The sequence below is a fragment of the Paraburkholderia sp. HC6.4b genome, assembly GCF_014200875.1.
Taxonomy (GTDB): domain Bacteria; phylum Pseudomonadota; class Gammaproteobacteria; order Burkholderiales; family Burkholderiaceae; genus Paraburkholderia; species Paraburkholderia tuberum.
On sequence record NZ_JACHDC010000003.1, the window covers coordinates 340,968 to 353,604 of the forward strand.

10 protein-coding genes are annotated in these 12,637 nt (G+C 65.0%); 1 reads left to right on the plus strand and 9 read right to left on the minus strand.

Translation table 11 applies throughout. The features are described 5' to 3' along the window. Positions 1 to 61 precede the first annotated feature (61 nt). From HDG34_RS06080 to edd, 4 genes are all read right to left on the minus strand, one after another. On the minus strand, positions 62 to 556 hold the full coding sequence (locus tag HDG34_RS06080; RefSeq protein ID WP_184058444.1) for a gluconokinase: 495 nt from the start codon (positions 554 to 556) through the stop codon (positions 62 to 64). A 10-nt stretch (positions 557 to 566) separates the two neighbouring features. Then, complete coding sequence (locus HDG34_RS06085) at positions 567 to 1,970, minus strand: gluconate:H+ symporter (protein WP_184058446.1); 1,404 nt, start codon at positions 1,968 to 1,970, stop codon at positions 567 to 569. 256 nt (positions 1,971 to 2,226) lie between these two features. Beyond that, positions 2,227 to 2,868, minus strand: a complete 642-nt coding sequence (eda, locus tag HDG34_RS06090) for a bifunctional 4-hydroxy-2-oxoglutarate aldolase/2-dehydro-3-deoxy-phosphogluconate aldolase (protein WP_184022929.1) — start codon at positions 2,866 to 2,868, stop codon at positions 2,227 to 2,229. Positions 2,869 to 2,870: 2 nt separating this feature from the next. Next, a complete protein-coding gene (edd, locus tag HDG34_RS06095; RefSeq protein ID WP_184058448.1) occupies positions 2,871 to 4,847 on the minus strand; it encodes a phosphogluconate dehydratase in 1,977 nt (658 codons plus the stop codon). Between the two features lie 298 nt (positions 4,848 to 5,145). Between edd and HDG34_RS06100 the strand changes: the two genes are divergently transcribed. After that, complete coding sequence (locus HDG34_RS06100; protein WP_090801838.1) at positions 5,146 to 5,991, plus strand: MurR/RpiR family transcriptional regulator; 846 nt, start codon at positions 5,146 to 5,148, stop codon at positions 5,989 to 5,991. 112 nt (positions 5,992 to 6,103) lie between these two features. On the opposite strand, the gene HDG34_RS06105 is transcribed toward HDG34_RS06100, so the two are convergent. The 5 genes from HDG34_RS06105 to leuS all read right to left on the minus strand — a co-directional run bounded on the left by HDG34_RS06105 (position 6,104) and on the right by leuS (position 12,519). Next, positions 6,104 to 6,520, minus strand: coding sequence for a CopD family protein (locus HDG34_RS06105; RefSeq protein ID WP_090801840.1), 417 nt, complete (start codon positions 6,518 to 6,520; stop codon positions 6,104 to 6,106). 49 nt (positions 6,521 to 6,569) lie between these two features. Further along, positions 6,570 to 7,841: a glutamate-5-semialdehyde dehydrogenase gene (locus HDG34_RS06110; protein WP_184058450.1), complete on the minus strand. Its 1,272-nt coding sequence runs from the start codon at positions 7,839 to 7,841 to the stop codon at positions 6,570 to 6,572. A 264-nt stretch (positions 7,842 to 8,105) separates the two neighbouring features. Beyond that, positions 8,106 to 9,233, minus strand: coding sequence for a DNA polymerase III subunit delta (gene holA / locus HDG34_RS06115; protein WP_184058452.1), 1,128 nt, complete (start codon positions 9,231 to 9,233; stop codon positions 8,106 to 8,108). A 54-nt stretch (positions 9,234 to 9,287) separates the two neighbouring features. Then, positions 9,288 to 9,839, minus strand: coding sequence for an LPS assembly lipoprotein LptE (lptE, locus tag HDG34_RS06120; protein WP_176078962.1), 552 nt, complete (start codon positions 9,837 to 9,839; stop codon positions 9,288 to 9,290). A gap of 88 nt (positions 9,840 to 9,927) precedes the next feature. Then, positions 9,928 to 12,519 carry a leucine--tRNA ligase gene (leuS, locus tag HDG34_RS06125; RefSeq protein WP_184058454.1) on the minus strand — a complete coding sequence of 864 codons (2,592 nt, stop codon included), beginning with the start codon at positions 12,517 to 12,519 and terminating at the stop codon, positions 9,928 to 9,930. Positions 12,520 to 12,637: the final 118 nt, after the last annotated feature.

The window sequence follows — 12,637 nt, forward strand, 5'->3', positions numbered from 1 at the left end:
TCCGGGGAGCGGCTTTTTTTTCGTCCCGCGTTCGAAGCTGGAACGCGAAGCAATCAAAGACTCAGCGCGCTTCGACCTGCTTGAGCACCTCGTCGACGATCTGTTCCGGCGTCAGATCGATGCTGACCGTGATCGCTTCGTCGTCACCGGGCTCCTCGAGCGTATCGAGCTGGCTTTGCAGCAGCGACGGATCGAAGAAATGCCCAGTGCGATCCCCGAGACGCTCCGCGAGCACCTCGCGCGAACCCTGCAGGTAGACGAAGCACACGTCCTTGTCGCCGGCACGCAGAATGTCGCGATACGAGCGCTTCAGCGACGAACACGTGAACACCGCCGTCTCGCCCGCTTTCTGCTTTTCCTCGATCGCCGCGCGGATCGTCTTCAGCCACGGCCAGCGGTCTTCGTCGGTGAGCGGAATGCCGTGGTGCATCTTCTCCTTGTTCGCCGCGCTATGGAACGCGTCGCCGTCGGTGAACGCGCAATGCAGGCGCTCGGCCAGCATTTCGCCAATCCTCGTCTTGCCGGCGCCCGACACGCCCATTGCGATCAGAATCATTTGAAACTCCTTACAGGACCGCCGCGAGTGCGAAGGTCAGGCCCAGCCCCATCACCGAAATGATGGTTTCGAGGAGCGACCACGTCTTGAAGGTCTGCACCACCGTCATGCCGAAATATTCCTTGATCAGCCAGAAGCCGCCGTCGTTCACGTGCGAGAAGATCAGCGAGCCCGAGCCGGTCGCGAGCACCATCAGTTCCGGCTTCACCTGCACCGCGCCCGCCGCCGCGATCGGCGCGACGATGCCGCAGGCGGTCGTCATCGCGACGGTGGCCGAGCCGGTCGCGAGACGCATCATCGCCGCGACGAGCCAGCCGAACAGCAGCGGCGACAGATGCACCGCGGTCGCCACGCTGGTGATTTCCTTCGAAATGCCGCTATCCATCAGTACGCGGCCAAAACCGCCGCCCGCACCGACGATCAGTGTAATACCCGCGATCGGCGCGAGACATTCTCCGCAGAACTTCTGAATCTGCTCGCGGTTAAAGCCGCGGCTCGCGCCGAAGGTCCAGAAGCTGACCAGCACGGCCGTCAGCAGCGCGACGTCGGTGTTGCCGAAGAAGCGCAGCAGATCGTTCGGCAGCGTCTTCGGCTCGAAGACCAGGTCGGCCCAGCTGCCGACCAGCATCAGGACCACCGGCAACAGGATCGTGACCAGCGTGATGCCGAAGCCCGGCAGTTCGCGCTTCGGTGCAGCGGCCTTCGCGGCGTTACCACTTTGCACGCCGTTGGCGTCCTTCACGTCGCTGCCCAGAAATTGCGCGGCAAGCGGATTTTCCTTCGGCAACTGGATATGACGGCTCACCATCAACGCGAACAGCGGACCGGCGACGATCGCGCACGGCACGCCGACGATCAGACCGTAGGCGATCGTCTTGCCGATGTCCGCGTGATACGCCTGCACGGCGAGCAGTGCGGCCGGGTGCGGCGGGATCAGCCCGTGCACGACGGACAGACCCGCGACCATCGGCAGGCCGACCAGCAGCAGCGATTTGTTGGTGCGCTTGGCGACGTTGAACGCGATCGGAATCAGCAGCACGAAGCCGACTTCGAAGAACACCGGCAAGCCGACGATGATCGCGACCACCATCATCGCCCAGTGAATGTGTTTCTCACCGAACCAGTTGATCAGCGTGGTCGCGACGCGCTCGGCGCCGCCCGATTCGGCCATCATCTTGCCGAGCATCGTACCGAGACCGACGACGATGGCAATGTGCCCGAGCGTGTTGCCGTTCCCCGTTTCGAACGATTTGACGATGGTCTGCATCGGCATGCCGGCCACGAGGCCCAGCAGCAACGACACGATGATCAGAACGAGAAACGGATAGACCTTGAAGCGCGTGATCATCAAGATCAGCAGCGCGATCGCGATCAATGCGTAGACCAGCAGCAAGCTGCCGTGGGCAGATTCCATGAAGCCCCTCCTTTGGTTTATTGACTTCAGAGTGCGGGTGCGGCCGGCACTTCGTCTCACGGCAACCTGCGCGATGCCTGAAAACCCGGCTAGCCGCGCGGACGCTGAATTCTACTGTTTGTTTCCAGAAAGCGCGCGCAAATCCAGCACGCATATCAGGTAAAAAAAGAGTCTCGGCGCGACAGCCTGATGCGGCTGTATCGACGAGACTCCTGGGCCCGGTTCAGTTGACCGATGCGCTATTGGGTTGTGGGGCTTAGTGCGCGGGTGCCGCCAGCTGGCTCGCGGCGCGCGCGAGGCGGGTGACCTCGTCCCAGTTCTGCGCGGCGAGCGCGGCCTTCGGCGTGAGCCACGAACCGCCGACACAGACCACGTTCGGCAGCGACAGGAAGTGCGGCGCGCTTTCCGGCGTGATGCCGCCGGTCGGGCAGAACTTCAGCGCCGGGAACGGGCCGTGGAACGCCTGCAGCATCGGCACGCCGCCCGCCTGCTGTGCGGGGAAGAACTTGACGATCTCGTAGCCGAGCTCGAGCGCGAGGATGATGTCCGACGGCGTCATCACGCCGGGCAACAGCGGCAGACCCACATCCTGCGCGGCCTTGTGCATGTCCTTGGTCAGACCCGGCGACACGCCGAACTGCGCGCCCGCCTTCTTCGCCTGGGCGCAATGCTCGGGCTTCGTGATCGTGCCGACACCGACCACGATGTCGTCCGCGAGTTCGCACGCACGCTCGATCGCGCCGAGGCCCGCCGGCGTGCGCAGCGTGATTTCGAGCACCTTCACGCCGCCCGCGTGCAACGCGCGCGACACGTGTTCGCCCTGTTCGACCGTGTCGAACGCGAGCACCGGAATCACCGGGCCGAGGCGCACGATATCGCTTACTGTTTTCGACGTCATAGTCAGACTCCTTGTTTCTGCGGCGCCGCGCCGGCTTGCGCGGTGCTCGTGTGATGGTCGCTGGATCGATGGCCGTGCTGATGGTCACCGTCGTGGCCGTGCTTGTGATGGCCGCCGTGGCCGTGCTGGCCGTCGACCGTGCCGCCCTCGCCGACCAGCTTGCCGAACACCGACGCGCCCTGCTCCGCCGGCGCCGCCGCCGCACGGAACACGCCGAACAGCTCGCGGCCGAAGCCGACTTCGTTGTCCGCCTGATGCAGCGGCTCGGCGTTCGGACGCGCGGCCCACTCGGCTGCGTCGATTTCGATGTCGAGCAGGCCCGCTTCGGCGTCGATCACCAGCATGTCGCCCGTGCGCACTTTGCCGATCGGGCCTTGCAGCAACGCTTCCGGCGACAGATGGATGACCGCCGGCACCTTGCCCGACGCGCCCGACATACGGCCATCGGTCACCAGCGCGACATGGAAACCCTGATCCTGCAGCACACCGAGCAGCGGCGTCAAACGATGCAACTCGGGCATGCCGTTTGCGCGTGCGCCCTGGAAGCGCACCACCGCGATGAAGTCGCGCTTGAGCTCGCCCTTGTCGAACGCTTCCTGCACCGCTTCCTGCGAATCGAACACGATTGCCGGCGCCTTCACCATGCGGTGCTGAGCCGCGACCGCCGAAATCTTGATTACGCCGCGGCCGAGCTTGCCCTGCATCAGACGCAGGCCGCCGTCCGGCTGGAACGGCTCCCTGATGCCGCGCAGCACCGCTGTGTCCGCGCTCGCCTCGACACCTGCCACCCATTGCAGCTTGCCGTCGAGCAGCTTCGGCTCCTCGGTGTAGCGCTTCAGACCCTTGCCCGCGACCGTGTTCACGTCTTCATGCAGCAGACCGCCTTCGAGCAGATTGCGCACGAGGAACGCGACGCCGCCCGCCGCGTGGAAGTGGTTCACGTCGGCCTTGCCGTTCGGATAGATCTTCGCAAGCAGCGGTACCGCCTGCGACAGCGTGTCGAAGTCGTCCCAGTCGATCACGATGCCGGCCGCGCGCGCAATCGCGACGAGGTGCAGCGTGTGATTGGTCGAGCCGCCGGTCGCCAGCAGCGCGACGATGCCGTTGACGATCGCCTTCTCGTCGACCACATGGCCGATCGGCATGTAGTGGCCGCGCTCGACCGTCAGATCGAGCACGCGGCGCGCGGCCTGCGCGGTCAGCGCGTCGCGCAGCGGCGTGTGCGGATGCACGAAGGCCGAGCCCGGCAGATGCAGGCCCATCACTTCCATCAGCATCTGGTTACTGTTCGCGGTGCCGTAGAACGTGCAGGTGCCGTGGCTGTGATAGGCGGCCGCTTCCGCTTCGAGCAGCGCGTCGCGGCCGCACTGGCCGGTCGCGAACTGCTGACGCGTCCTGGCTTTGTCGTCGTTCGACAGGCCGCTTGCCATCGGGCCGGCCGGCACGAAGATGGTCGGCAAATGGCCGAACTGCAGCGCGCCGATCAGCAGGCCCGGCACGATCTTGTCGCAGATGCCGAGGCACAGCGCCGCGTCGAACATGTTGTGGGTGAGCGCGACGGCCGTGCTCATCGCGATCACTTCGCGCGAGAACAGCGATAGCTCCATGCCCGCGTTGCCCTGCGTGACGCCGTCGCACATCGCCGGCACGCCGCCCGCGAATTGCGCGACGCCGCCGTTTTCGCGCGCGGCCTGCTTGATGATGTCCGGGTAGTTTTTGTACGGCGCGTGCGCCGACAGCATCTCGTTGTACGACGACACGATGCCGATATTCGGCTCGCGAATCTGCTTGATCACGAGCTTGTCGTTGCCCTCGAGGCCGGCGAAACCGTGAGCGAGGTTCGCGCACGACAACGCGCCGCGCGCCGGAAAGCGCCCCTGCGCATGCTCGATGCGGGCCAGATACGCTGCGCGCGTGGGCTTGCTGCGCTCGATCACGCGTTGCGTGACCTTCAACAATTGCGAATGCGGGGAAACCATCGGAGCTCCTTCGTCGCTGGCGGCAGGCGCACGCATGACACCTGGCGGCATCGCGGGGTTGTGATATCGAACGACGTCATCTTAGTAGAAAAACTACACGATCGCAATGACGAACTCTGTTGCGGCGCCGCATGGCACGGATCGCCAGGTCGCCCTACTGGCGGCGCCTTAGCGCTTTATAGCAGAAACCCAGGGAATACACTTACTCGCCGATATGTAGTTTTTGTACCTACCTTTTGTGCGCCAACGATCAATCGGATATAGTCCACACGTTCTTCAGCATAGTGCGAGTTTTCCGATGATGCTGTCCCAGGTGGAAGAGATGCGCGACCAGCTGCGCCCGTCCGAACGCAAGCTGGCCGATTACGTGATCGAGGCGCCGCGCGAGGTACTCGATCTGTCGATGACCGAGGTCGCCGCGCGCGCGGGCGTGAGTCAGCCGACGATCGCGCGCTTCTGCCACGCGCTCGGTTTCTCCGGCTTTCGCGAATTCAAGATCCGTCTCGCGCAGGGCATCGCCAGCGAAGTGCCCGCCGTCTATCGCGACGTGCGGCCCGACGAGCCGACGCCGGGTGTCGCCGCGAAGGTGCTCGACCGGACGATCGGCGCGCTGATTCAGGTGCGCAACAATCTGTCGTCGGATAGCGTCGCGGCGGCGATCGACATGCTCGCGCAAGCGAAGCGCATCGAGTTCTACGGGGCGGGCGGCTCAGGCATCGCCGCGCTCGACGTGCAGCACAAGTTCTTTCGGCTCGGCATGCCGAGCGTCGCGTATTCGGACCCGCATACGTTTCTGATGTCGGCCGCGCTGCTCGGACCTGGGGACGTGGTCGTCGCGATTTCCAATACGGGCCGCACGCGCGACATCATCGATGCCGCGAAGGCCGCGCTGAACGCGGGCGCGAAGGTGATCGCGATCACGCACGGCAATTCGCCGCTCGCGCGGCTCGCAACCGTGGGCCTCTTTGCGAACGTCGACGAAGACACCGACATCTTCTCCCCGATGACCTCGCGGGTGTCACATCTGGCGATCGGCGACATTCTGGCGGTCGGCGTCGCGCTGAGCCGCGGGCCCGAACTGCTGGAGAAGCTCGCGCAAACGAAGGAAGTGATCCACCGGCGGCGGGTGGATTCGCAGGGGTGAACCGCTGCGATGGAATCCGAAACGACGGGGTAACGCAAAAGGGCGGTGTGCCATTCAGCCGGCATACCACCCTTTGATCTTTTCCAGCGCCCTGCTTAACGCCGTCAGCCGCTCAGAACGGCTTGATCACTACCAGCGCGACCGCCGCGAGCATACCGAGCACCGGCAGCTCGTTGAACATCCGATACCACTTGTCCGAGTGGCGATTCTCGCCGCGCTCGAACCTGCGCAACAGCACGCCGCAATACGCGTGATAGATGACGAGCAGCACGACCACGCCGACCTTCGCATGAATCCAGCCCTGCCCGCTGCCGATGCCGATCACGAGCCACAACCACAGGCCGCACGCGATCGCGGGCACGGCGATGAAGCTCATGAAGCGGAACAGCTTGCGCGCCATCAGCAGAAGACGCGCCGTCGCGGCGGGTTCCGTTTCCATCGCCAGATTGACGAAGATGCGCGGCAGATAGAACAGGCCGGCAAACCAGGAGGCAATCAATACGATGTGAAACGTCTTTACCCAAAGCATCGGCGGGGGTCCTTGTGGTCCTTGTTGTTGTGGCGCTTCGATTCGTGCTTTATTGACGGCCTTCGCCATGACCCAGCACGACGTATTTCAGCGACGTCAGCCCTTCGAGGCCGACCGGGCCGCGCGCGTGCAGCTTGTCGTTCGAAATGCCGATCTCGGCGCCGAGGCCGAACTCGAAGCCGTCCGCGAAACGCGTCGACGCGTTGACCATCACGCTCGCCGAATCGACTTCGCGCAGGAAGCGCATCGCGCGGTCGTGGTCTTCGGTGACGATCGCGTCGGTGTGCTGCGAGCTATACGTGTTGATGTGCTCGATCGCCGCGTCGATGCCGTCGACCACCTTGATCGCGAGCACCGGCGCGAGATATTCGGTGCGCCAGTCTTCCTCGCTCGCATCGACGAGCGGACCGACGCCCGCATCGGCCAGCACCGCGCGCGCCGCCGCATCGACGCGCAGCTCGACGTCCTTGCCGCGATACAGCTTGCCCAGCGGCGGTAGCACTTCGGCCGCAATGCCACGCGCGACCAGCAGCGTCTCCATCGTGTTGCAGGTGCCGTAGCGGTGCGTCTTCGCGTTGTCGCAGACGTTGAGCGCCTTCGCCAGGTCCGCGCGATCGTCGACATAAACGTGGCAGATGCCGTCGAGGTGCTTGATCATCGGCACGCGCGCTTCGTTCATCAAACGCTCGATCAGGCTCTTGCCGCCGCGCGGCACGATCACATCGACGTACTCGGTCATCGTGATGAGCTTGCCGACCGCCGCGCGGTCCGACGTCGCGACCACCTGCACCGCGTCCTGCGGCAGACCGGCCGCTTCGAGGCCCTCGCCGATCAGCTTCGCGAGCGCGGTATTGCATTCGAGCGCTTCGGAGCCGCCGCGCAAAATGGTCGCGTTGCCGGACTTCAGGCACAGCGCGGCCGCGTCGATCGTCACGTTCGGGCGCGATTCGTAGATGATGCCGATCACCCCGAGCGGCACACGCATCTGGCCGACCTGGATGCCGCTCGGCCGGTACTTCAGATTGCTGATCTCGCCGATCGGGTCGGCCAGCGCCGCGACCTGGCGCAGGCCTTCGACCATCGTTTTCAGCGCCTTGTCGGACAGCGTCAACCGGTCGATGAACGCGGCATCGTGGCCCTTGCCGCGGGCGCGTTCGAGGTCGCGCGCATTGGCGGCCTTCAGCAGATCGGCATCGCGCTCGATCGCCTCGGCAACGGCCGCAAGCGCCGCATTCTTCGCGGCGGTCGACGCCCGCGCCATCGCGCGCGAAGCCTGACGGGCGCGTTGGCCGAGGTCGGTCATGTACTGGTCGATATCCATGGTCATTCTCGTGATGCCCCGCACGTTGGCATGCGGTGGTCGGGCAGGATTAGCGAAAGATCAAACGATTGTAAGTCGGGTACCGGGGCTTTGCTCGCACGCGAGCGGCGGGTGCACTGTGCTGTCACAGGTTCGCCGATGCGTTTCGTTCGGCGCGTGGCACGCGAAACACGCTGGTCTGTCTGTGTGGAACGACTGGCAGTTGGTACACGATGGCTCGCATCAGCCACTGCTTCGACGCTCGCGCGAATCAGCTGTGCCGCTTCAGACTGGCCGCCGCGCTGGCGCCGCCGTTGGCACCCGAGGTCGCGGCGGCGGCACTGGCGAAGCTGCCGACGGTTTTGGCGCCGCCACCGTCATCGCGAGTTCGAACAGGCCGTCCCACGGATCGGGCGGCGGATCGTTGCGATGATTGCCCGGCGTGCCGCCCGACAGCCCCTTCACCTGCCGGTCGAGCCGCGCCGCCAGCGCGAGTGCCTTCTCGAGCGCCGCTTCGCTGACGCGCGACAGCGCAGGTCCGATCAGCCGTTCGCGCGGACCCCACACGCGGTTCTCGCGCGTGAGCATCGCGAGCGGCTTGCCGGCCGCGACGCCGCGCTTGATCCGCAGCAGCGTGCGCACTTCTTCGACGACCGCCCACAGCACGAGCACCGCGGCCTCGCCTTCACCGCGCAGCCCGTCGAGCATGCGCGCGAGACGGCCGACGTCGCCCGCGAGCATCGCCTCGTTGAGCTTGAACACGTCGTAGCGCGCGACGTTGAGCACCGCGTCCTGAACCTGATCGAAGCTCAGCGAGCCGTTCGGATACAGCAGCCCGAGCTTCTGGATTTCCTGATGCGCGGCGAGCAGATTGCCCTCGACGCGCTCGGAGATGAACGCGAGCGCACGCCGCCCCTCCTCGCCGGCTGCGACGCGCTGACCCTGGGCCGCGAGCCGCTGCCCGACCCAGTTCGGCAGCTGCGCGCGCTCGACCGGATCGATCTTCAGCGCGACGCCGGCGTCGGCGAGCGCGGTGAACCATGCCGACTTTTGCGTGGCCGCATCGAGGCGCGGCAGCGTAATCATCGTCAGCACGTCGTCGTTGACGGTGGATGCGAGCGCCTTCAGCGCATCGGCGCCTTCCTTACCGGGTTTGCCCGACGGAATGCGCAACTCGACCAGCTGACGGTCGCCGAACAGCGACATCGACTGGCTCGCGCCGAGCAGCGAGCTCCAGTCGAAACCGCGCTCGACCGTGAACACCGAGCGGTCGGTGAAGCCGGCCGCGCGCGCCGCCGCGCGGATGCGATCGCACGCTTCCTGCGCGAGCAGATGCTCGTCGCCGTATACGACGTACAGTCCGGCGAGGCCGCGGGCGAGATGCGCTTCGAGCGCGTCAGGTCGCAGTTGCATGGCTGGCGGTTGACGGGATGAATGAGATTCGACGAATCACGAACGGCGCGATGCTCACAGCGGCGGCGGCGGCAGCGGTGCGCGCGGCACAATGGCCGGCACGGCCTCGGCCGGCGTCGGATGCAGCGAGCGCACCACGCCGAGACGGCGGACGAGCTGATCGACCGCGTCGTTTTCCATGTCGGCGAACAGGATGTCGGACTCGGCGGCCTTCGCCTGCGAGAACTGGTCGCTATAGGTCATCGCGCGGTTCAGCGCGATCACGCTGCCCGGAATCAACACGGTGCCGTCCTTGCCGGTCAGCGTGTAGGTCATCTGCAGATTCAACTGATACTCGGCGACGACGCCCAGCGAATTCAGCGTCAGCGTGCTGACGTTGCGGTTCTGCGTGATCTGCAGGAGCGCATCGGCATTGGCGGGCGAGCTGACCACCACGGTGTCGCTGCCGCCCTGCACGATGCGCGTGAAGCGCGCCATGGCCGCGGGCGAGCCGCCCGCCACATAGAGGCGCTTGAACGCGAAGTCCTGCTGGCCGCGCAACTGGAAGCCGCAGGCCGACAACATCATTACGCTGCAAGCGAGCGTCAAAAACGATCTGCGAGTCACATTCGCTCCCGGTTCGCAGTGGATTCGCGGTGCCGAGGAACGCCGCCGGGCGGGCGGCGCTCCGTCTGCCGGATGAGGGCCTGGAACGTCAAACGACCACGTTCACGAGACGGCCCGGCACCACGATGATCTTCTTAGGCGCCTTGCCTTCGCTGAACTTCACGACCATTGCGTGCTCGGCCGAGAGCTGCTCGATCGCTTCGCGAGACGCGTCCTTCGCGACCGTGATCGCGCCGCGCACCTTACCGTTCACCTGCAGCACGAGTTCGATCTCGGCCTGTTCGAGCGCCTTCTCGTCGACCTTCGGCCACGGCGCGTCGAGCAGTGGGCCGAATTCGTCGGCATAGCCGAGCTCCTGCCATAGCTGGAACGTCAGGTGCGGCACGACCGGGTACAGCACGCGCAGCATCACACCGTAGGTTTCACGCAGCACGGCGGTCTGCGCGCCCTTCGCGCCGTCGAGCGCGTTGAGCATCTTCATCGCGGCCGATACCACCGTGTTGTACTGAAGACGCTGATAGTCGAAATCGGCCTGCTTCAGCACGCTATAGATCTCACGACGCAGCGCCTTGTCGGTGTCGTTGAATCGTGCGGCGTCCAACTGGCCGCCCGCGCGCAGCGCGGCTTCGTTCGAATAGCCGAAGTTCCACACGCGACGCAGGAAGCGGCTCGCGCCTTCGACGCCCGAACCCGACCACTCGAGCTGCTGCTCGGGCGGAGCCGCGAACATCACGAACAGACGCGCGGTGTCCGCGCCGTGCTGATCGATCAGCATCTGCGGGTCGACGCCGTTGTTCTTCGACTTCGACATCTTCTCGACGCCGCCGAGCACGACCGGCTGGCCGTCAGCGTTCAGCACCGCGCCGACCGGGCGGCCCTTGTCGTCGAACGACACGGTCACTTCCGCCGGGTTGTACCAGGTCTTCTTGCCCGCTTCGTTTTCGCGGTAATAGGTTTCGTTGAGCACCATACCCTGCGTGAGCAGGTTCTTCGCCGGTTCGCCGAACTTCACGAGACCGAGGTCGCGCATCACCTTCGCCCAGAAACGCGAGTACAGCAGGTGCAGGATCGCGTGTTCGATACCGCCGATGTATTGATCCATCGGCGCCCAGTAGTCGGTGCGCTCGTCGACCATCGTCTTCGCATCCGGCGACGCGTAGCGGTAGAAGTACCACGACGAATCGACGAAGGTGTCCATCGTGTCGGTTTCGCGCTTTGCCGCGCCGCCGCAGCTCGGGCACGTGCAGTTCAGGAACGCTTCGGACTTCGCGAGCGGATTGCCCGTGCCGTCCGGCACCAGGTCTTCCGGCAGCACGACCGGCAGGTCTTTTTCCGGCACCGGCACGTCGCCGCACTTCGGGCAGTGGATGATCGGGATCGGCGTGCCCCAGTAACGCTGGCGCGACACGCCCCAGTCACGCAGACGCCACGTGATCTGCTTGTCGCCGAGGCCCAGTTCCTTGAGATCGGCGGCGATGCGGTCTACGGCTTCGTCGTAGGCGAGGCCGTCGTACTTGCCGCTGTTCACCAGCGTGCCGGTCTTCTCGCCGTACCACTCCGCCCACGCTTCGGTCGAGAATTCCTTGCCCTCGACCGCGACGACCTGCTTTATCGGCAGACCGTATTTCTTCACGAACGCGAAGTCGCGCTCGTCGTGCGCCGGCACGCCCATCACCGCGCCTTCGCCGTAAGTCATCAGCACGTAGTTGCCGATCCACACCTCGACCTTCGCCTGCGTCAGCGGATGCGTGACGTAGAAGCCGGTGGCCATGCCTTTCTTTTCCATCGTCGCGACGTCGGCTTCGGCGACGCCACCGCGCTTGCATTCGTCGATGAACGGCTGCAGTTCCGGCTTGTCTTGCGCGAGACGCGTGGCGAGCGGATGCTCGGCGGCGATCGCGCAGAACGTGACGCCCATGATCGTGTCGGCGCGCGTCGTGAACACGCGCAGCAGCTTCTGTTCGCCGTCGATTTCATACGGGAAGCCGAAGTTCACGCCGAAGCTCTTGCCGATCCAGTTCTGCTGCATGATCTTCACGCGCTCGGGCCAGCCGAGGCCTTCGAGATCGTTCAGCAGTTCATCCGCGTACTGCGTGATGCGCATGTAGTACATCGGGATTTCGCGCTTTTCGACGAGCGCGCCCGAGCGCCAGCCGCGCCCGTCGATCACCTGCTCGTTCGCGAGCACGGTCTGGTCGACCGGGTCCCAGTTCACGGTGCCGGTTTTCTTGTACGCGATGCCCTTTTCGAGCATCTTCAGGAACAGCCACTGGTTCCACTTGTAGTAGTCAGGGCTGCAGGTCGCGACTTCGCGCGACCAGTCGATCGCGAGGCCCATCGACTGCATCTGCTTCTTCATGTAAGCGATGTTGTCGTAGGTCCACTGCGCGGGCGGCACGTTGTTGGCCATCGCGGCGTTCTCCGCCGGCATGCCGAAGGCATCCCAACCCATCGGCATCAGCACGTTGTAGCCGTTCATCCGCAGATAGCGGTACATCACGTCGTTGATCGTGTAGTTGCGCACGTGCCCCATATGCAGCTTGCCCGACGGATACGGCAGCATCGAGACGCAGTAGAACTTGGGCTTGTCGGTGGTTTCCGTCGTCTTGTAGGCGTCGACGGCGCGCCATTGCCCTTGCGCGGCGGCTTCGACGTCGGAGGGAACGTATTTTTCGTGCATGGTGTGATGGGATCGCCAGGTTCGGTGCTTTCGCACCGGCCCGGTGCTCTGCAGAATGTCGTTGCGTCGTGTCCCCTTCGGCGGGGAAAGGGCTGATTATACCGTTCGCGGACGGGTG

Excerpts from the sequence above, each read along its gene's own strand:
- HDG34_RS06105 (WP_090801840.1), bottom strand. The coding sequence starts at position 6,520 with ATGCTTTGGGTAAAGACGTTTCACATCGTATTGATTGCCTCCTGGTTT.
- eda (WP_184022929.1), bottom strand. The coding sequence starts at position 2,868 with ATGACGTCGAAAACAGTAAGCGATATCGTGCGCCTCGGCCCGGTGATT.
- leuS (WP_184058454.1), bottom strand. The coding sequence starts at position 12,519 with ATGCACGAAAAATACGTTCCCTCCGACGTCGAAGCCGCCGCGCAAGGG.
- edd (WP_184058448.1), bottom strand. The coding sequence starts at position 4,847 with ATGGTTTCCCCGCATTCGCAATTGTTGAAGGTCACGCAACGCGTGATC.
- HDG34_RS06110 (WP_184058450.1), bottom strand. The coding sequence starts at position 7,841 with ATGGATATCGACCAGTACATGACCGACCTCGGCCAACGCGCCCGTCAG.
- HDG34_RS06080 (WP_184058444.1), bottom strand. The coding sequence starts at position 556 with ATGATTCTGATCGCAATGGGCGTGTCGGGCGCCGGCAAGACGAGGATT.
- HDG34_RS06085 (WP_184058446.1), bottom strand. The coding sequence starts at position 1,970 with ATGGAATCTGCCCACGGCAGCTTGCTGCTGGTCTACGCATTGATCGCG.
- HDG34_RS06100 (WP_090801838.1), top strand. The coding sequence starts at position 5,146 with ATGATGCTGTCCCAGGTGGAAGAGATGCGCGACCAGCTGCGCCCGTCC.
- holA (WP_184058452.1), bottom strand. The coding sequence starts at position 9,233 with ATGCAACTGCGACCTGACGCGCTCGAAGCGCATCTCGCCCGCGGCCTC.